The organism is Sphingobacterium cellulitidis (genome assembly GCF_043187465.1).
Classification (GTDB): Bacteria; Bacteroidota; Bacteroidia; order Sphingobacteriales; family Sphingobacteriaceae; genus Sphingobacterium; species Sphingobacterium cellulitidis.
The window spans coordinates 4,423,310-4,445,020 of sequence record NZ_CP171136.1; the positions used below are offsets into that span (position 1 = coordinate 4,423,310).

Genomic DNA, 21,711 nt, shown 5'->3' on the forward strand with positions numbered 1-21,711 from the left:
AAAGCCTAATTTTTCTTCGCTTCAGCATATGTTAAAGATTATTACTCGGCCTATAGGTTAATTGCCAAACCTTGAAGGGTATATTTTCAATATTTTAACACTCATAAATAGTCCACTTCGGTATCATATTTGCACTTTATTTATGAAAATTCAAACTATTAACAATAATATTAGTTTTGAGAGACAAAAATTACCCTATTAGGAATAACACTATACAACGACCAGAGATAAATGCGAATAACCATAACTAAATCTTCGAAAATATACATTTTAGCTCCGGGTAATGTTCCTTCCGGAGGTCCTGAAGCACTCCATCAATTACATTATTACCTCACCACATTAGGATATAAAAGCAGAATCAGCTATTATTCAGACCCTGTTGTACATCCACAGTTTCTTATATATGAACCTAAAGTCATTGATATCGCTGAAATTCAAGATAGCCCCGATAACATTCTCATTGTTCCCGAAATTAACACCAGCATTTTAAAGAATTACAGTAAAATAAGGAAGTGTATCTGGTTTTTAGGAGTTCAACTATATGACGGCTTTGAAACTTTATCCGATTCAAAGTTCTTACAGCTGAAAACAAAAATCGTAAAATTAACACCAAATTTTTTCCTAAAAACAAGGCAGAAAATCCTACAGTCGTTCTTTAAACAAAAATTTGATAAGCAACCTTATTTGGTTAGTAAAAAAGATAATATCCTCTGCGGGTCCATGTTTGCCTATGAATTTGCTAAATCAAATTTTAAAAATGTAACCCTATTGGTCGAACCTTTGGGACTGGGCTTCCTCGGCGAAAATAATGTTGATCTAAGCAGTAAAAATAGGTCAGATTCGGTCCTCTATAATCCTTCAAAAAACTCCAAGACCCTACAGAAATTACTTAAACGAACCGATATTATTTTTAAGCCTATTTCAGGCTACCAAGATTTTGAACTCGTGGATTTATTTAGGAATTCTAAATTATATATTGACTTCGGCTTTTTTGGTGGTCCTGAACGTCTTCCTAAAGAAACGGTATTAAATGGGACAATGCTTCTGGTAGGCAAGAGAAATGCATCGGTTAATTCATTCGACATTGCCATTCCCGATAAATATAAAATCGAGGATGCAGATGATATAGAATTCATTGCCTCGAAAATAAAACAAATGCTATTAGATTATGATCAAATTATTGGCGATTTTAGGGGATTCAGAGAAAAAATTATCAATCTGGAACCTAATTTTATTAAATCCATAAAAAGCATATTTATTAAAGCCTAACCCTTCTTACAATTATTTTGCATCCAAATCCCAGCCTTTTCGATATTTCCTTTTCAGATACTTTTCTGCCTTAGGATAATTCGGAAACTTTAGATTAACCGGATCCCATTGCAATAATATTCCAGGAACCCGAATTGCCACGGTTCCCAGTAGGATTGCTTCGGTCATTGGACCAGATTGAGCAAAATGTGATTCCGTTTTTGCTTTCTCCAAACAGGCATCTACAAAATGATGATAATGATTTCGTTCCTCTAGATCAGGATATTTGTAGTCTTTGAATTTACTTTCTGGCAGGAGCACCGGTGTGCCTCCATGTGGAATAAGCAGCGCCCCTTCAGTACCAACCAACATCGCGGCTTCCTCTGGATATTTTTCCCCATTATTAAATAAATCCCTAACCTCTTCTGGTGGATAAAATTCTCCATCGAACCACTCCAATGGCAGAACCTCAGATTCTATCTTATCATTTCCTGGAAAAGTCCAACTGATATGATTCCCTTGTGGCCAGGTATCAGCTCTGCGTTCGCTAGAATCTTGCCATGAATGTTGAACCTCCGCAACAACAGTCAATGGAGCTTTCAGGCCCAACCCCTTCCAAACCGCATCAAAAATATGACAGCCAATATCTCCTGACCAACCGGTTCCGAAATCTTGCCATGCACGCCAGATTCCCGGATGATAAATACTTGTTGCAAATGGACGCATTGGAGCAGTCCCAATCCATTTATCCCAATCCAAGGTAGTAGGTATTTCCTCCGCTTTCTCGGGTCTTGGCCCTTCCAATCGATATCCAGCAATACCAGAGCGATTGGAACATAAATAGGCATGCTTCACTTTGCCAATAATGCTTTGTTTGATCCATTGAACTGCGGTCCTATCCCCTTTTGAAGATGCAATCTGAGTTCCTAATTGCGTCACCAATCCCGCTTTTACTGCCGCCTCCGTCAATTCCCGAACCTCTGCAACATCATGGCACATCGGTTTCTGACAATACACATGCTTTTTCAATTGAATCGCTGACATCGCAATAACAAAATGATTATGATCCGGAACAGTAACGTTTACGGAATCTATTTGATTCTTCTCCTTTTCTAAAAGTTCCCGCCAATCACTATACAACCTTGCCCCAGGAATTAACTCCGCTGCTTTCCTTAAATTGTTCTCATCGACATCACATAATGCAACAATTTCAACATCGGGGTGAGATTTGAAATTTTGAAGATCATAAGCTCCCATTCCTCCCACACCAATACAAGCATGTTTCAATTTCTTACCTGAAGTATTTGCAAATGCCTGATCAACAAAATAGGGTGCAGTAATTGCCGCCATGGTCATGCTCCGAATAAAATTACGGCGTGATGTGAAGCTAGGTTTATTCATAATCTTGAGGTTTTGGTTGTATTAAGATAAGGAAATTTTATGGGTTAAGCTTTTTGATCTTAATATTAATTAATTCGGTCCAACAATTGTCTTATCCAATCCGAATCATTTCTGAGATAGATATCAGGCTCAATTCCAACTCCTTCATACGGCAAAAACTGCTTCCAACTATCCTTTAAGTCCGTAAAAGCAACCTTAAATCGTCCTGAAGGAGTAGTCAATGGTCTATCATAATTAATCCCATAGGTTAATACTCCATAAGTACGATCCCCAAGAACCCTAACCTTTGGAAATTTCTTCAATCTTACAACAAATTGTTCAGCATTACTTACCGTTTGATGATTCACCAAAACATAAATATTGCCTTTATACTTTCTTAATTTCTTCAGTAATACAAGTGAGTTCCGATCCCCACCACCAACATGATTTCGTAAATCTAAGATCAGACTTTTCGCTAATCCTTTCATATCAATTCCATTGTAAAAGGTAATAGCTTCTTGGTAGATAGGATTCCAACCTGAAAAAGTTGAAATAGAGATATAATCAACTTCGGGTGAAATCTCCTTAAACACATAATTTCCTTTCTCTTGTTTTTGACTAAAGTTCTGCTTGACAGCATGCTCTTTTAATAAAGAATAGCCTAAGAAATTCCCTTCCTTGAAATAATCCACTCCTCCAATTAATCTTTTACTGTACCATTCTCCCATAATTATTCTCTTATGATTGTCATCATTAGAAAATAAATAAAAAATTTCATCCCCTCTTTTCCAGCTAGCAATCTTGGATTCTAGAATAATACCAATATGTTTAGGCCCAGCCTGTACTAATGCGACTCTAACCAAGGAGTTAAAATAAATTCCTTCCAAATCAAGAGCTGACTTTTTCTTTAATGCATTTTCTAAACTATCCAGATTCAAAACTGTTTGAGGAGTATTGTATTCGCTCTCTTGAAGCAAGCTTTTTACTTTGAGACTATCAGTTAAATCTTCCTTGGTAAAAGGATTGCCAAAAGAATAAATTCTATTGTGATAATCCTTTATTATATCAATAAGGCTGTAATAATTAGATAAAGCCTCAATTAGGTAAAGGTCATCTTCAGCCTCTTCGAGAAGTAAATTATATTTTTCCTCAACTTGAATATGTCTACCTTTTTGTGTTTGATATGAAGCTGATTTTTTTAAATTTTCATATATAAATTTAAGATCATCCAAATATTCTTGAGTTTGGATTTTTTGGCAAAATGTAGGAGTAAAAAAAACACAAAATAAAAGAATTAAAGCTAAGCTCTTTATCATAACAGGCTAATTGGTAATGCTTTAATTAAATTATGGATTTTTTTTAGTTCGTCAAAATTTTCAGCCAGAAGTCTTTATCGTTTCCAATGAACCCCTCGCTTGACAATTTTTCCGGGATTACCCGCTATAACAACATTTTCTTCTAAAATACTCTTAGTTACAATGGCATTTGTTCCGATGATATTATTCGATCCAATAGTTACTGATTTAAGAATCTTTGCATCAAAACCAACCCAAACATGGTCCTTAATATAGATACTTTTTCCAGGATTGATCTGTTGATCATTTTCATCAAATATAGGGTGCCAGTCTTGAGGCCAGATAAAAATATTACTACTGAACATACAATCCCTTCCAACCACAATTTCTAGCGAATCTTCAGAGATTTGCATATTCACATTTACTTCGGTAGTCGTGCCATCACCTATTTCTATCCTTCCATTATTGCAGGTTTCCCATAAGACCCCATTATATTTCACTTTCTCACCAACAATTATCGTATTGTTGTCTCCCCGAATGTAAAATGATACAGACTGTAATACGCACCCGCTCGCTACTATAATAGTATTATTATTTCCATCAATATCAATTTCACAATCAATTAATACGGAGGTCCTATTTACATCAATATTGTTCCCATCGCCAACTATTGACTTCTTAGGTTTTGTGTTTTTATTTTCCGTCCAGTTCTTTATTGCTTTTAGGTTCTGCTCCAGGACTGGAAACTTGCCAACAAAATTTCTTAGTTTATTTCTCATAATTATCTCACATTATTAAACGATTGATGGGAAAGAAATGGCAACTAAAGTGTAAACCATTTCCTTCGATATACGATAAATATCCAAGTTAACTTTATTTCGTTCAAAAGTTAAATCGTATGAAATACAGTTTAGGAAATATTCTTCTATCGGCATGTTTTAAAATTAAATTTAAAATCAGTTTTGATAATTATAGTTAATAACTATTAAAACTAAAATATTCTTTTTAGAATCAAGTAAGACAAATCTTTATAAAAGCCCCCACCCCCAATTTAAGGCCGAAAATAGAACAAATAGAGTCTATAATAAAGGGGTTCCCCTAAATAAATTATCCTGAATTCAGCATATTCATAAAAAAAGCCCCAATACAGTGCATTAGGGCTAATATTATTATCAAGGCCTGTCAGCCTCAATATTTTAAGGTTTATTTATGAAATATTAGGTCATTGCATATTTTGCTCCCCGTGGAACATACTTCACAACATACTGCAAAACAAATTGTTACAATCTAGCCATCTTATAAATCCGTCTTATTCAACGACTTCGATTTCTTTTTGCGCAGCATGTGTTCTACCGAACATATCTACCGCTTCAACCTCCACAAGATGTTTACCTGCTTTAAGTTTTGGAAGTTTGAATTTCCATAAATGCGCCGATTGAACCGGATCACTTGGTCTTCTTCCAGCAACTAGACTATTCGCACCATCATAGGCCAATAGTTCTTTCATATAAGCCGGATCCTCGCCTTCAACCTTGTCCATAATAACCCAATCTCCTTGGTCAACTCTATATCGAACTTGGTCATTTGATGAACCTAAAAAGAAATTAGCATAAATCTGATATCGCCCTGCATATTTGGCCTTAACAACGGCCGGCCCAAATAAACCAATACTATATTTATCATCCTTGCCAACTACTTTATAATCGAATTTATATTGGTTACCATCAATTGATAGAATAGCATATCCTTTTGGCGTTCCATCACGCATCGTTGAAACTGGAACTCCTTGATCATTTGGTAAACCTGAATACCAATCGCCCGAAGTAGTCCCTACATTGTATTCATGATAAGGTTTGCTACCTTTCCAGCCATGCTCATTTGCAAAGAAGTTCTGTTGTTGGTAATGGGTATGAGCTGAAAGCCCTAAAGTATTAGGATAGTCCGACAAGATGTTGAAAATTTGTTGCCTATCCTCATTACGGAATGATTTACTGTTCTCAGGATTCAATGGAATGTGGTATGCCAAAACAATCAATTTATCTTTCGGCACAAACTTCAAATCATTAGCAACAAAGTCGATCTGATCTTGTCTTAATCCACCTTGATAACCTTTACCCGTTTCAGGATGAGGATAAATAATATCATCCAAAATGATAAAATGTGTATTTCCAACATTGAAGGAATAATTCGCCGGTCCGAAGACCTTCTCAAATCCTTCATCTGATAAATAGTCTTCCTTGACATCATAGTTCATATCATGGTTACCCATAACATTAAACCATGGCAATCCCATCTGTCCAATGGTTTGTTTATAACTAGGGTGCAAGGATAAATCATCCCCAACCAAATCCCCTAAACTAATTCCGAAAAGCGGTCCTTTTTTTAATTTTGCCTCATTCACTACCCCATTCTTGAAAAACTCCATTTCCTCAGCGGTATAGGCTTGCGGATCCCCAAATACAAAAGCTGAAAAACTGCTAGGCTCTTCCTTTGCTTTCAATGCAAAATCAATAGACTTTGGAAGTGCACCAGTCGCTGTAACTCCAGGATATTTTAATTCAGGAGAACCATTTGGCTTGTGGATATAGTAGAATTTTGGATGATTATCGGCATCTAATGGCAGCTCATAGCCTGAGGGTTTAATAACAAAGATGATGTTGTCGTTTTGAACAGGTATTTCATATTTACCATTTTTATCCGTTTGAACAACTTCCCTACCGTTACTTACGCTGACACCAGCAATCCCAGTCTCTTTTTTATCCAAGCGACCATTTGCATTTGCATCATTGTAAACAGTTCCCTTTGCCATTTCTTGTCCAAATACCGTCCCTGTCAACAGACAAGCTAATAAAGACCAATATAATTTTTTCATGTGTTTATGGTTGTTTGCCTCAAACTTAGGTTATGAGGATTAATAAAAGGTTAATCTACTGTTAAGTTAATCATTCAACAGGATATGTCACTAATAAATTCTAAATCCTTACCAATACCTTGAGATGCAGATTTGCTCAAAATTAACTCCTCCTAAACTCAAGGTATTTCCGCACCTCCGTCGGACATTCTCCGGACCTTCTTCGGATCTTGACCGAAAAAATTCGAACAAGGTCCGACTGAAATCCGGCGAAAATGAGAAGAGAATCCCCAGTAACCCAAAGTTTGAACTGAAGTATCTTTGAGTGAAAATAGAATAAGCTATAATATTTCAACCCAAATTGATTAAATAAAAAAAGGTACATAAATGTACCTTTCCCTAATAAATAACAAAATAAACCTAATTAAAATTATTACTGTATTGCTCCTTGATCAGCAACTATTGGCCATCCTGGATTTTGATATAACTTAGAATTTTGTGCAGTTCCATCTGGGGATGTAATTGAAAAATGGTTGAATGCAATAGGGCTCAAATAATGTGCTTCTGTCCATCTATATCCATTCAACACCAAATTATTGGAGTTCAAATTAATTCTATATGGACGAATATATGGGCTCTCGGATCTCAAGGATACATTTGCTGTTTTGCCTGGAGTATTAGGCTCTATCAACAAGGTCTTGCCTTCACGGACAAACCATTTCTCCATTGGTCCCCAAACCTTGATTCCTTCTAAAATCAGTGGATTAGATTTTAATTGATCAAGAGAACGCCAGCGTTTTAGATCTGCGAAACGAAATCCTTCTGCTATGAGTTCCAATCTTCTTTCTCTACGAATATTATAAAGCACTTTATCCGTCAATATTGTCCCTGCTGAATAGGCTCCTAAATCTCGTTTGGCTTCTTCATTCATATTGGTATTGCTAATCGTAATTTCGAAGTCCGGATTGATTCCAGCTCGGGAACGAATTTGTCTCCAATAATTTGCGGCTTTAGCATTGATGGTTTTATTCTTTAAATAACTTGCTTCAATATAGTTCAAGTAAGCTTCCACTCCTCGGAAAATTATCGACCCAGTGGTACCGGCAGAGCCTTCCGCTTGAGCTGATAAATAACTCATCCCTTTTTTCAAGGCATAGCCAGTAACGTATCTTGTTTCAGCTAATCCTGTAATATCAGGATATCCTTCTAATACTGGAGTTCCATTGGTATTATTCTTATCAGTGAATCTCAATTCCCCGGGAGCTTTCATAAATAACTGTAACCTTGTATCTCGGTTGGTTTTTACAGTGGAAATAGAATCATCCCCTTTGTAACCTGATCCTGATGCATAAATTGGTAAGCCATTTGCCATGGTAAAGTTTTCAACCAATCCTCGTGAATAGCCAGAATTTCCTCCACTTCCATTCATGTAGTTACTCACATTGTGGGAAACATTCAAAGCCGTGGAATAGCTTCTCCATAATAAAACTTCATTGTACTTATTCAAATCAATATCACTGAACATATTGTAATATGGATTTGCTGAGGAGTTATAACTATTCTCAAATTTGTTTTCCACTAAAGGAACAACATCTGCTACTTGTTCTGCTGCTTCCATTGCCTGGGTTAAGAAAAAGTCGATTTCATTGTCAATTTGCAGTGAAAAGTTAGGGTGGGACTTTTTACCTGGCCAGTTTGCTGTTCCAGGTACCAGAGCAGTATTCTTATGGTAATTTAACCATGTTGCTTCAAATAAAGCCACCCTTGATTTGAATAAAAGCGCCACATTTTTGGAAACACGATTCTGTTGATTCGGTGAAGGTGTTTTTAACAATGTAATTGCAGAGTCTAAGTCTGATAAGATAAATCTAGCCACCAAATTTCTAGGCTGCCTGATTGAAGCGTCAACCAACTGGCCCAAATCATCTTTCATTGTGGTCTTTACAATTGGATAGTCCCCAAGGGCTTGTGTTCTACTAAAATATTCGTATGCCCTCAGAAAATAAGCTTCACCAATATAATGTTCGATGTTAGCAGAGTTCCCTGAGATTTTGTTTTCCTTCCATTTTGGAATCACTTGCTCGAAGAAATAGTTGATGTTTCTAATGGCAGAAAATGCATATTCACCTCCTGAGGTAGGTACCTTCCACTCTCCAGGAACCCACCTATTGGCAAACGAACTGTTCAATTGGTTATCCGTATGGTTATCATTTGCAAAAGTTCCCAATCCCCAACCCGAATGTGAAGGAAATGAATATTGACTTAAAGTATAGGTGGCTAAATCCGCTTCAGTATTAAGATAATCGCCAGGAGTAATATTGGATAATGGAGCTCTATCAAGATATTTATTACAACTCGCAACAAAAAATACGGATGCTAAAGCTGCTAAATTAATTATATGTTTAAATGATTTTTTCATAATGCGTCTGAGTTAGAAATTTACGTTTAAGCCAAAAGAATAAACTGTAGAGAATGGATAAGTTTTACCATCATTCCAACCTCCCAATCCTACGGTTTCAGGATCAAATACTTTTGCCATCTTAGTAAATGTCAAGAGGTTCTCACCAGATAAATACAAGCGTATTTTAGAAATTCCAATTTGGTTTAATTTTGCAGAATTAAAATTATATCCAATCTGAGCATTCTTTAAGCGCAAATATGCCGCATTTTGCAAATAACGTGTCTGTGTATATTGGTTCTTATTGGTATTAAAATAAGGTCTTGGCAGATAAGAGTCCAGGTTTTGACCTAAAACTCCATTTTGAACCATTACAGAATTTTCATCACGGAAGAAATCGAGGTTTTCTTCAAATCCAGCAGATTGCCACATTCCGCCATTCGCTCCCCAAAAATATGGACCGTTTGGCATATAATCACGTTTTCCAACACCTTGGAAGAATACCCGGAAATCAAAACCCTTATACGATCCATTCAAATCTAAACTATATCGAAAACGAGGTTGTGTGTTTCCGATAATAGTTAAATCACCATGTTCATTAATTGTATTTGCTCCAGCAGAAATCAATCCATCAGCATTCAAGTCTTGGTACATAATATCTCCAGATTGCCATTGACTCGCAAAATTTTGTTTGGTATGGCTCAAATGAGCGTCCATCTCTTGTTGCGTTTTTGCAATTCCAAGCGTGGTATATCCCCAAAGTTCCCCAACTCTTCTACCATTATACCATGTATCCAAGGTACCTGTTAAGTTAGGGTATTCCGTTACGGTTTGTTTATCATCAGAGAGCACCCCTCTAACCGCATAATTAAAGTTGCCAATATTATCTTTCCAGTTTAATTCAAGCTCAAAACCTTTGGAGTTCATTTCCGCATTATTTAGACGAGGAACTCCTGTACCTAGAATAACTGGTAATTCTGGAGCAGGTCCAATCATATTGTAGGTATTGCGTTGATACAATTCGAACACCATTCCCAATCGATTATCCAAGGCTTGCAAATCAAAACCAACGTTCCAGCTTGAGATTCTTTCCCAAGTCAATGTCGATGCAATTAAGCCTGGTGATGATGAATAGTTCTGCTTTTGACCATTAAGCAACCAAGTATTCCCATTAACAGTAAATGGTAAAGTCGGGTAAAAAGGATACCAGTTATCAGTATATTGGTTTCCTAGTTCACCATATGATGCTCTAAGTTTAAATACGGAAACGGCCTCTCCCCATTTCCAAAAATCTTCATTAGCCACATTCCATCCTGCAGAGAATGATGGGAATAGATTCCACCTTAAATCTCTGGGGAACCTAGATGAACCATCATATCGACCGTTTGCTTCAAATAAGTATTTCTCTTTGTAATTATAGTTGAAGCGACCAAAGAAACCAGCAGTAGCCCAATGTTGATATTGGCCAGAAGTTAATGGATTCAAAGTAGCTGTATTCAGTGTAGGAACATTGTCTGAAATCAAATCACTCATGCTACCATTTAGCGTGCTGTATTTATTCAGCTCAGAGTTAAAACCCAATAGGAATTTAAAATTGTGATCATCAGCAACTTTTAAAGAATAATCAGTAAAAAGGTTTGTACTGAAATACTCGTCTTTTCTATTAAATTCTGAAACACTAGTATATCCAGCCGAATTATACCCCACCGCTAAAGGATAAGGGTTATTATCCTTATCATAACCAAATGACCTCAAAATTTCATTATGACCATTGTGATTGGTAATTCTGTAATTCACATTACCTGTAATGTTCCAGTTCTCTAAAGGTCGAATTGCCAATTGCAATTGCTGATATAAGAAATCTTTAACCAATTTTGACCTTCCACCTTCTGTCATCTGCGCTAATTCACTTGGATCCGAAAAATGACCATTATCATCTCTAACCGGAATCGTTGGCCATCTCCTTGCAATATTATGGTAATACAAATCATTCATATGTGAAGCTTTACCATAATCTTCACGCACAAAACGAGTATTAGACATTAAGTCAATTTTATCATGAAGCTTGACACTGACTTTATTTGAGAAGGAGTATCTTTTGAATCGATCATCCGCATATTTGTTCAATCCATTTTGGTCCATGAAATTCAATGAACTATAAAACTGAACTTTTTCAGTTCCGCCGTTAGCACTCAAGGTATGTTCATGAGATGGAGAAAAGTCTTTATATATTTCATCAAACCAATTGGTATTTCCATTGGAACCGCCGTAGTATTCCCATTTACCATTTCCCGCAGGTGTACTTACCGTTGTAATTTCCCCTTTTTGATATGCAGTAATACGGTCTAGGACTTCTTGAGAAAACACGGCTTGTTCACCATCATTCGATTTGATCTCATTGAAATAGTAGGCAAAAGTCCGAGAGTCTAACATAGTAGGTAATCCACGGGGTTTACTTAGCCTAACATTATTATTATAGTTTACGAGGGTTTTGCCTGCTTTTCCAGATTTAGTAGTGATTAAAATGACACCGAATGGAGCCCGCGACCCATAAATTGAGGATGCTGCAGCATCTTTTAGAACGGTAATATTTTCAATATCATTAGGATTCAAAGCATTCATATCACCTTCCATACCGTCAATCAATACCAAAACGGAAGAACTCGATCCAACACCAATTGTCCCAGCACCACGAATATTGACATTCATGGTCTGATTTAGTTCACCTCCTAATCCTCCTGTCTGCACATTCAACCCCGGGACAAGTCCTTGTAAGGCCTGCCCTGTATTTTGTACTGGTCTTGCTTCTAACTCTTTTGCACTAACCGTTGAAACCGCGCCAGTTAGATTTACTTTCTTTTGTTGACCATAACCTACTACGACAACTTCGTCCATTTGGTTTTCTTGTTCAACTAATGTTACGGAGATATTCTGACCGGATGCCGATACTGTTTGAGGGCTAAAACCAATTGAGGTTATTTCTAAAACCGCATCAGCACCTGATACCGTTAAAGAAAAATCCCCTTGTTCATTTGTTAAAGTACGATTATTAGTTCCTTTCTCTGTCACTGTTGCAGAAGCGATAGGTTGCCCTTCTTTGTTGACAACGCGTCCTTTAACAGCAAGCTGCTGTACTGTTTTATTGCTGCCGGGCAATATTTCAATATTGGAGGTTTTAGATATCGGCTTGAGTAAGATAACCTTGTCCTTCACCTCATAAGTAACATCTTGCCCTGCAAGAGCTTTATTTAAAGCTGTCTGTAGGGTGATTTTAGAATCAACGATGGTTACTTTGGTGGATTTTGACAGTAGGGATTCATTGTAAACAATTTGAAAGCCACTTTTCTTTCGAATTTCATTTAGGGCTTGTTTAGTACTGGCATTTTTAAGGTTTAAGGAGATGGTTTGGCTAAAACCCAAAGCAAATCCATTCAGAGCTAAACATGAAATTACTATAGCTAATTTAGATGCTTTTGAGACCTTCAAAAAAGGCAGGCTTCCAAATTTTCTACAGCTCTGAAAGTGAGTTAAGAATTTTTTATTCATACAGATTTAGGTGTTTAAGGACTATAAAAATGGTCTTTATAATGTTCTTCACCTATATAGAGTATGAATTTGAGTTATACCCTAAAAAAAAAAAATTTAAATTATTTTTTAGAAAATTGGATAGTTTTATTTTGAAGCTTTAGGTTAAGAAAGCTAGCTTCATTTAATAATGATATTAATTCTTCTAAATTATTTTCTCTGGCTAGATAGATGGTAAAATTATCATTGGGGACTTCAGATACATTGTAATCAAAATCATAGTACTTTTTAAGGTCTTCAAGGATATAATTTAAGCTTCGGTTATCATAATACAGAAAGCCTTCTTTCCAGGCAACTAACTCTTCAATTTCGCCTTCATTTAATTTATTGCGTGAAATTTGGTTTGCAGCTACTCTAATTAAATCCCCCGGAGACAATATATTTGACTTTGAAGATTTAACAGCTCTTACATCGAGACTACCTTCAAAAAGAAGAGTTTCTTCGAAGCCACTTGAGGTTCTAACATTAAATTGAGTTCCTAGAACTTTAATGGTTTGTTGATCTGTTTTAACTTCAAAAGGCATTCTTTTGTCATCAACAATCATTTTCTTTACTTCGAAATAAGCTTCTCCAGATAAAGTTAATTTACGGTCTCGCATATAGGATGCGGCATAATGTAAGTTTGAATTGGCATTTAAATTTACAATAGAGCCATCAGGTAATTCGACTCTATAGAACCCCCCAAGACCCGTTTTAATATTTAAGATGTCTTTATCATCCAAGTCCATTTTGGCAATATTCATCACCATCCGATTTTGGCTTTGATCTAAATAAATAGCCTCATTCTTATCTTTTCCTATATGGAGAGAATCGGACTTAATGCTGTTATTATCAGATTCAGTAAGAGTGCCTGCAAGAAAATCTGCAGTAATTTCACGACCATTCTCCTCCCTAAAATAAGAGTTTAATAGATCTCTTTTGACAAATAAGGCCGTCACAGAAATTATAGCGATGACAACTAAGGACAACTTTGTTAGATTCTTCTTAGTTTCTCTATTCCTATCCTTACGTATGGATTGGAAAATTCGCTCATGGATTTCTACGCCTAAATTTTCCTTTTTATTTTCATTCATATCCTCCATTTTCTAGAAGAATAATATTGAGGTAAATAAGAGCAATATTGATTTTCTCAATAAACTTAGCACTTTTGACATATGATATTCAACCGATTTCACGCTCAAGTTCATCTTGGCAGCAATTTCCTTATAGGTCATATCTTCAAATCGGTTTAATTCAAATATTAATCTACTTCTACTGGTTAGTTTATTCTTTAATATATAATCCAGCTGTTTTTCAATATCATTCACAGCCAACTGATCATATTCAGAAGTTACAAAATCTAAATTCTCCAAGTTGGTCGTTTTTAGCTTTTGTTGTTGTTTCAGAACAAAAATACATTTGTTTTTAATACATACACTAAGATACGCCCTTAAGGAATATTTAATTTCTAGTTTATGCCGGATTCTCCAGAAATCTAAAAACACATCGTGTAATACATCTTTTGCTAGTTCCTCTTCTTTCAAAAATCCCAAACAGATATCGAAAAAACTTTCCCAATGCGCAAAGTAAATCGCTGAAAAAGCTTCGGTATCGTTGTTTTTCAATCGACTGATAAGGTCAAAATCTTCCCTAGAAATTTGATGTAAATTAGGTTCAATAACATCCATGTAGTTTAATAGGTTAAGGTGATTTAGGGTTTACTTTCTGTAAAAATAACCGATTATTCGAGAATTGCAACAATATGATTACTTTTTTAAAAGGTTTTATCCCAAACCCACCATCTCCTATTAAAAAGGCATTCCCAATTAATGCTCTTTTACAAAGAAACAATTAATTGGGAATGCTTTATTGAGCAGGGAATTCCTCTACAACTTCGTTTTTACTGCAGCTGTATTTTTATCTTTTACTTCAATTCTATAAACATCTTTTTTGTCGAAGATTAAGCCTTCTTTTTGACCCTTATGAATATCCACATCCGTACCAGCAACTTTTCCATCATAGGATAAGCCCGCTTGTTTCTGAATGGTATGCGCCACACAAACTAGTCTTGCTTTGAAATGGCTCAATACCTCATCTAAAAACGCAGGGTCCTGTTTAGGGTTTCTAAAGTAACCACGGTACCATGTTAGTGCAGAACTAGAACGCAAATAAGGTGCAGATTCCGGATTTTTAGGGTCATTTAAATTCTTTTGAACAATCTCATTGACTTTGGCAATGTTCATATTAGGTTGTTCTGTGAATAAAACTTCAGAGATACCACCGTGAACAAATAAAATATCATTTCCTTTTTCAATAACATTTTACTGTCTTAACCAGCCACCAAGAATAGTATTCTCTTTATACAAGTCTTCAATTCCTTCGAAACCTAGAGGCTTTACTTCAGCTTTGTATTTCTCGTCTATATAATTAGTTTGATTTTCGGAGATATTCATTATATCATGATTCCCAAATAGGAAATGAAAGTTTGCACCTTCAGATTCTAATTTATAGAGTAACCAAAGGATTTCATGAACCATTGTTCCACGGTCAAAAGCATCCCCAAGAAACACCAGATGCTTGTTTCCAAACTTCCAGTTGTAGTATTCATCGATTACTTGTGCAGAAATTAATAGATCTACCAATTGGAAAAATTCACCTTCATAGTCGGATACGACCAAGATTTGTTCGTCGGTAGTCCATTCACCTTTATTCTGAAAAACTGTATTTGGCTTAATTTTCACCTTCATATCCTTATTTTCTTTATTGATATGATTGATAAAAACTGTGAATTCTAATTCTGAACTACTAGGTTGAGAAAAGGTTTTTGTTTCCAGTTCCTTTCCGGAAGCAGATTTTAAGATTCTCTTGAAATAGATATTTCCATCTTGACTGTATACAAAATGAACATCATACTCCTGAGTGGGTTGAATAGATTCTAGATGGTTTTCTTTTTTTACTAAAGGTTTAACCTCAGGTTTTACCCTAGAGGTCTGGAATTCATCTTTTTAGCAAGAAACAAATACAAAAAGTAGCGGCGATAACGTAATAATTAATTTCATGTACTATAATTTTTAATAATTGCACAAAAGTATCGCCACAATATTTATAAAACATTACGCAATCATTAACTAATAATAAATAATTAATGCGGCAAGAAAGGATTCTAGCTAATTTAAACCTGTCAGATAGATTAGGGGAATGATTAGTTTACATTTGTACACAAAGAAGGCCAGCAGGTTATTACCTGCCGGCCTTCAAAGACTTTATTTAATAATTTTTTAATTTAAATCCTTTAAGATTTCCTGAACTGCTCTTTCCAATTGTGGGTCCTTATCGGCCACGCGGTCAGCTACCGTGTTTTTTATGGTGATATCAGGTGATACACCGGTTAATTCCAGATCCTTTCCATCCAAGGTATAACAACCCCAAGAAGGCAAACGATAGAAAGATCCATCCACCAATCCTTTTCCAGAGGTAAAAATTATCCAACGATAAGTTTCAGTTCCTATGATCTTTCCGAGTTTTAGTTCTTTAAAGCCGGCTGCTGTCATTTCAGCATCACTCAGGGATTGTTCATTGATCAACAAGACAATAGGCTTTCCGGCTGGAGCAAAGTTACTTTGTGGGGACAGCTTACCTCCACGATATTGCCATTTTAGATATGGACGTTGTGAAAGGAACTTTAAGACTTCATCATGGACATTTCCACCTGTATTATAACGTAAGTCCAGGATTATGGCATCCTTATTATTTTCTTGCTCGGCCATATCTATCAGGAACGATTGCAACTCATCCGAACCCATATTCTTCATATGCGAATAAGCAATTCGGTTTTTACTAAGTTGATCCACCTTTGAGCGATTTCCTTTTATCCATTCATCGTATAATAGATCCTTGAAAGCAGCATTACTTTGCGGTCTGATATTAATTTTCTCTTCTTTGCCAGCACGATTTACAGTCAACTGCACTTCATTCGCCAAGGATGGCCAAGTAAAATAAGAATCTCGATCCTTGCTCTTATCAATTGGGGTTCCATTTACAGCAACTAACACATCCCCTACTTTTAGGTTGACATCTTTTTTGGAAGCCGGACCTTTAGCAACAATATGAGCGATTTTATACGGATCCTTTGCGTCGTAAGTGACACCAAGCTCATTCGTTACAAAATTATATTGCTTTCTTTCATCCGTGCCGAAAGTACTGAATCCCATATGGGAAGAGTTCAATTCCCCAAGCATATCATTGAGAAGGATACGTAAATCCATGCGGTTATTGATTCCTGAAAGATAATTGCTATACTTCTTTTTCATTCCTTCCCAATCCACCCCGTGAAATTTCTCATCATAAAAGTTTTCTTCAACATTTGCCCAAGTTTCATAGAACATCTGCTTGAACTCCTTATCCAAATCTCTATTGAATTTGAAACCAATGTCCATATTTTCCAGTCTATTCTGGTCGATATTATACTTCTGAATATTCCCATTCACAATGGCAAAGTACTTCCCGTCAACCTCCATAAGTCCTTGTAAGGAACCATCCAAAACTTTATCCGTTTTACTGTTGGTAAAAGGTTCAAAAGTGATTCTATAGGTTGCCCATTTACCTTCATGGTTAGATTGATAAAATAAAAAGGTTTTCTCGCCTTTGGCAAAAAGCAATGGACTGTATTGAGTCCCAGCAGATGGGCTCACCTGCGTGATTCTATCTGAAAGACCTTGCACATCTATGCTCACCAAAACTTTCTTGGAATCGTCCTTTTTCTCATCCTTAGCTGCAGGCTTATCTTTGGTATCCTTAGCCTTTTTAGTTTTATCGTCTTTCGTAGTTGTTGTATCTTTTTTCTCCTTTTCCTTGTCTTTTTCAACGTCCTTAAATAGCTCATCGAACTTGCTGATACGATAAGGTTCATCATAATTTTCCAATGCCATTCGATAAAGGCTGGCGTTGTCCATTCCTGATGGATAAGCTGGTTTTGTACGGTTACTGGAGAAATAAATATATTTTCCATCAGGAGACCATGCCGGTGAAGCTTCTGTTACTCCTGTATTAGTTAGATTAATTGTTTTCTTGTCTGCAATATTGTAAACAAATATATCTTGCTCAAAATTTCGAATCGCTGTAAACAGCACGTATTTATCATCTGGCGAAAAGGATGGTGAAGAGTTTTGGAAAGCCCAAATTTCATCCTTTACGATGGTTTCACTTTTCAGACTATTCAAGTCCATGATGCGTACCTCATCCCTACCACTCAAATAAACTGCCTTACTATTATCTTTATTAAAATTGATATCCCTATTGTTCCGATTGTCTTGGGTCAATTGTTTCACCTCACCCTTGCCATCAGCAGAACGAGCATACCAGTTTAAATAACCGTTGAGGGTCTGGTTATAGATTAAAGTCTTGTTGTCTTTTAGCCATTGTACCTCAGCAATGCGCTCACCTTGACTTGGCATTTGTCGAATAAATTTGCCATCGACATCAGAAACAAACAGCTCACCACGAGAAACAAAAGCCATTTTCTTACCGTCCGGGGAAACATCATAATTACTGATTGCTCCTTTCACATCAAATTCCTTGGACTTAGCAAGGACTTGATTACGACTTAAGCTAATCGCAGGTTGGTTTGTTTTTTTACTGGCTACATCATAAACAAAGATCTGATAGCCTTTCTCAAAGACCACCGCTGATCCATTTGCCGCAACCTGAGGACTCCGAATGGATTCGGGAAATTGTGTCAATCCAACTTTTTGGCCATTTGAGATGCTATATAGGTTGTACTCATTGTTTCCTTCGTCAGAAGCAAAGTAAATGATCCCTTTATTATCTACGGTTGGCCATAGGTCCTTCCCTTCATAAGTTGTGTAATCCTTATAAGTATTAGTTTTAGGATTAAAACCTTTGATATCTGGGTTGAATGCTCCTTTATATCTTTTACGGTTTGCTGCAGTGTAGCTTTCCCAGGTATCGGTAAATAGTAATTCCCCTGCAGGAGTTTCCACCATATTATGGATATAATTGAAGAAATGCGGGAAAATACGAACTGCGGTTCCACCATTCTTACTTACTTTGTAGCTACTTAAACGGTTTTCACGACCTGAGGTAAAATAAATCTGCTTACTATCCCAACTCCAGCTATCCACTTCATCGGTTGATTCATGACTTGTAATCTGCGTAATATTTCCACCAGCCATAGGCATGACATAGACATCCATATTACCATTTTGGTTAGAAGAGAAGGCGAGCCACTGACCATCTGGGGAGATTCGCGGCATGACCTCATTACCTTCCATGGCTGTCAGTCTGAGTGCAGGACCACCAGCGGACGGCACTTTCCATAAATCCCCTTCAAAAGAGAACACAATTGTTTGCGCGTCTGGACTCAAAGTTGGATTAGAAAGAAACGTGGGTTGTACCTGAGCCTGCAGTTGCAAGGATCCCCCAAGCAATAAGGCAATAGATAGCAAAGTTTTATTCATAAAAAGGGTTAATTATTAATTTGATTCCTAGCATTTGTATGTTAACATGCTGATGCTATCAAATTTAAGATTTGTTTGCGGAATATGGTAGAGCCGAACAAGCAATCTTATGAATTGGATAAAAACAAAAGGAAATCCTAATAATTTCCTCAAATATTAACGAAAAAGATAAAATAAAATACGCGCATAACATAAAGATTAACAAAGAGTTATAATTGTGTATTTTTTACACTTTCTTGTCTATGAAGTCTAAAATTTGTTCTATTTTTGTTACAAAATTATCGACGATGACATCATTAAGCGAGGCGAGTGCAAACGTCTCTCAATCCATGAAAAGTAGAATTCGAATTGCTGTTGCGTTATTCTATTTCGGTCAAGGATTAGGATTTGCCAGTTGGGCAAGTCGTATTCCGACCATAAAAGCAGCATTAGGCTTATCAGAGGCACAATTAGGAACGATTTTATTAATGCTTCCAATTGGGCAATTGTTAACTATGCCTATTTCAGCAGCCTTGGTCAATAAGTATGGTAGTCATAAAATTCTACCTTGGGCGGCCTTCCTGTATTCATTAGTATTATTGTTTATTGCATTTTCAGGAAATGCTTGGTTTTTGGGTGCTGCATTGTTCTTATTTGGTGTCACCGGTAATATTTGTAATATCTCCGTCAATACCCAGGGTGTTTTAGCAGAAGAACTTTATGGTCGATCAATCATGTCTTCCTTTCATGGAGCTTGGTCCTTGGCTGGGTTTACAGGAGCTTTGATCGGACTATTAACTTTAAATTTTCAGATCAATACCTTCGGTCATTTTGTAGGAGTGATTATTCTAATGACAGTAAATATCCTTATTAACAAGCAATTTCTAGTTCCAGAGGTTGGCACAGAGAAGAAGGAGAAGGTAAAGTCGAAGTTCAAACCAGATTCATTGATTATACAACTAGGGATAATCGGTTTCTTTAGCATGGCAACAGAAGGAGCCATGTTTGATTGGAGCGGAGTATATTTCAGTGAGGTTGTCAAAGCACCGGAAAGCCTGGTAATCCTGGGTTATGCTTCCTTTATGATCATGATGGCAACCGGCCGTTTTATTGGAGATGCCATTATCAGTAGAATTGGGAGACAAAGAACGCTACAAATCAGTGGGATCCTAATGTTCTTGGGGATGTTATCTTCTGTGATTTTCCCGAACCTATGGGTTTGTACTGTGGCGTTTATGTTGGTTGGTCTTGGGGTGGCTTGTAATGTGCCTACCGTATATAGCGTTACTGGAAAACATAAAAGCATTCCTGCGGGAGTCGCTTTGGCAATGGTGTCCAGTATATCATATTTAGGATTTCTAATGGGTCCACCACTGATTGGTTATATAGCTGAAATATTCAACTTAAGATACTCATTTGCATTATTCTCCTTATTTGGATTTTTAATGTTCATTATGACAAGCCGTCTTAAAATATTTAGGGAACAATAAAAGCTTAAGGCTAAAGCGCCTTAAGCTTATTCAATTCTTTTCGAGAAATTTTTAGGATGGTTCCATGTCTCAAATCCTTCGGTAATTCCAACTGATCAGTAATATCTTCCCAGTTTTTAAGATCCTTGGATTTGATCAATCCAAAATGGTTATCCATATAACGATCGAAATAAACATACCATTCCCCATTTATTTTGGCAACAGTAGGTCCTTCAGCCCAAAAATCTCCAGTTATCTTTTCACTTGCATCCGAGTAGGGTCCTTCAAGATGATCTGCAAAGGCTAGTTTCAAATTTTTCTCTGCTTGAGGTTCTCGAGTTTCATCCTTGATGACCATCATCCAGTTTTTTCCATTTCTTTGAATGGTTGCATCGATACTGTTAAATCCAGGATCATAGAGTAGCATAGTCTCTGAAAAGGACTTAAAGTCTTTGGTCAAAGTATAATACATTCGGTGGTTATACCCTTCATCGGCTTCCACTTGTGTTTCAGGGAACTCACCTGTTATCGTCGAAGCCCAATAAATCATATATTGTTTTGTTTCCGGATCATAGGTAATTTCCGGAGCCCAGGTATTTCGAGTGTTTTCTTCATGTTCCATGACTGGAATATATTGTTGTTCAGACCAATTGATTAAATCCTTGGAGGTAGCATGTCCAATTCCTTTCTGGGTCCAACTAACTGTCCAAACCATATGATACAATCCATCGCCACCTTTAATAATACAAGGATCCCGCATTAATTTATCAGGGCTTAATTTAGGCGTCAAGAAAGACTGATCATTCTTTAATGAAGTCCATTTTAATCCGTCTTCACTGAAGGCAAGATGCAAGCCATCCTCGCCGTTTCCTTTGAAATATGAGAATACATAAGCGGAGTCCGATTGCTGTGCACTCAAGCCTAAGGCAAGGAAAAGCAAGACACATAAGGAAATTATAGGTTTTAACATGGTTTATTTGTTGATTGAATCAAATATAATTAATATGCCCTTAAAAATAAACGTGTTAGTTAAATATGTATACATTTAAAG

Annotated in this window: 14 protein-coding genes; 2 read left to right on the forward strand and 12 right to left on the reverse strand. The window is 36.5% G+C overall.

The window, feature by feature from the left end; genetic code table 11:
* Positions 1–231 precede the first annotated feature (231 nt).
* Positions 232–1,269 carry a hypothetical protein gene (locus tag ACF3OC_RS19215; RefSeq protein WP_182497734.1) on the forward strand — a complete coding sequence of 346 codons (1,038 nt, stop codon included), beginning with the start codon at positions 232–234 and terminating at the stop codon, positions 1,267–1,269.
* 12 nt (positions 1,270–1,281) lie between these two features.
* Here ACF3OC_RS19215 and ACF3OC_RS19220 read toward each other — a convergent pair whose 3' ends face one another.
* From ACF3OC_RS19220 to ACF3OC_RS19270, 11 genes are all read right to left on the reverse strand, one after another.
* Positions 1,282–2,649: a Gfo/Idh/MocA family protein gene (locus ACF3OC_RS19220; RefSeq protein WP_094258363.1), complete on the reverse strand. Its 1,368-nt coding sequence runs from the start codon at positions 2,647–2,649 to the stop codon at positions 1,282–1,284.
* A 65-nt stretch (positions 2,650–2,714) separates the two neighbouring features.
* Positions 2,715–3,860, reverse strand: coding sequence for a S41 family peptidase (locus ACF3OC_RS19225; RefSeq protein ID WP_318271541.1), 1,146 nt, complete (start codon positions 3,858–3,860; stop codon positions 2,715–2,717).
* A 158-nt stretch (positions 3,861–4,018) separates the two neighbouring features.
* Positions 4,019–4,702 (reverse strand): acyltransferase, encoded by a 684-nt coding sequence (locus ACF3OC_RS19230; protein WP_094258364.1) that lies wholly within the window; start codon positions 4,700–4,702, stop codon positions 4,019–4,021.
* A gap of 530 nt (positions 4,703–5,232) precedes the next feature.
* Positions 5,233–6,795 (reverse strand): calcineurin-like phosphoesterase C-terminal domain-containing protein, encoded by a 1,563-nt coding sequence (locus ACF3OC_RS19235; protein ID WP_392470537.1) that lies wholly within the window; start codon positions 6,793–6,795, stop codon positions 5,233–5,235.
* A 412-nt stretch (positions 6,796–7,207) separates the two neighbouring features.
* On the reverse strand, positions 7,208–9,193 hold the full coding sequence (locus ACF3OC_RS19240; RefSeq protein ID WP_094258366.1) for a RagB/SusD family nutrient uptake outer membrane protein: 1,986 nt from the start codon (positions 9,191–9,193) through the stop codon (positions 7,208–7,210).
* Positions 9,194–9,205: 12 nt separating this feature from the next.
* Positions 9,206–12,718, reverse strand: a complete 3,513-nt coding sequence (locus ACF3OC_RS19245) for a TonB-dependent receptor (RefSeq protein WP_094258367.1) — start codon at positions 12,716–12,718, stop codon at positions 9,206–9,208.
* 101 nt (positions 12,719–12,819) lie between these two features.
* Entirely contained in the window at positions 12,820–13,830 is a 1,011-nt protein-coding gene (locus tag ACF3OC_RS19250) for a FecR family protein (protein WP_169715235.1), read from the reverse strand.
* 12 nt (positions 13,831–13,842) lie between these two features.
* The gene (locus ACF3OC_RS19255; RefSeq protein ID WP_094258369.1) at positions 13,843–14,424 is read right to left on the reverse strand and encodes a sigma-70 family RNA polymerase sigma factor; all 582 of its coding nucleotides are present in this window, start codon (positions 14,422–14,424) and stop codon (positions 13,843–13,845) included.
* 198 nt (positions 14,425–14,622) lie between these two features.
* Entirely contained in the window at positions 14,623–14,979 is a 357-nt protein-coding gene (locus ACF3OC_RS19260) for a hypothetical protein (RefSeq protein ID WP_094258370.1), read from the reverse strand.
* A 78-nt stretch (positions 14,980–15,057) separates the two neighbouring features.
* A complete protein-coding gene (locus tag ACF3OC_RS19265) occupies positions 15,058–15,483 on the reverse strand; it encodes a metallophosphoesterase (RefSeq protein ID WP_094258371.1) in 426 nt (141 codons plus the stop codon).
* Between the two features lie 531 nt (positions 15,484–16,014).
* Positions 16,015–19,212 carry a S41 family peptidase gene (locus ACF3OC_RS19270; RefSeq protein ID WP_392470541.1) on the reverse strand — a complete coding sequence of 1,066 codons (3,198 nt, stop codon included), beginning with the start codon at positions 19,210–19,212 and terminating at the stop codon, positions 16,015–16,017.
* A gap of 287 nt (positions 19,213–19,499) precedes the next feature.
* Between ACF3OC_RS19270 and ACF3OC_RS19275 the strand changes: the two genes are divergently transcribed.
* Positions 19,500–20,681, forward strand: coding sequence for an MFS transporter (locus tag ACF3OC_RS19275; RefSeq protein ID WP_392470543.1), 1,182 nt, complete (start codon positions 19,500–19,502; stop codon positions 20,679–20,681).
* Between the two features lie 10 nt (positions 20,682–20,691).
* Here ACF3OC_RS19275 and ACF3OC_RS19280 read toward each other — a convergent pair whose 3' ends face one another.
* Entirely contained in the window at positions 20,692–21,630 is a 939-nt protein-coding gene (locus tag ACF3OC_RS19280) for a glycoside hydrolase family 43 protein (protein ID WP_094258374.1), read from the reverse strand.
* Positions 21,631–21,711: the final 81 nt, after the last annotated feature.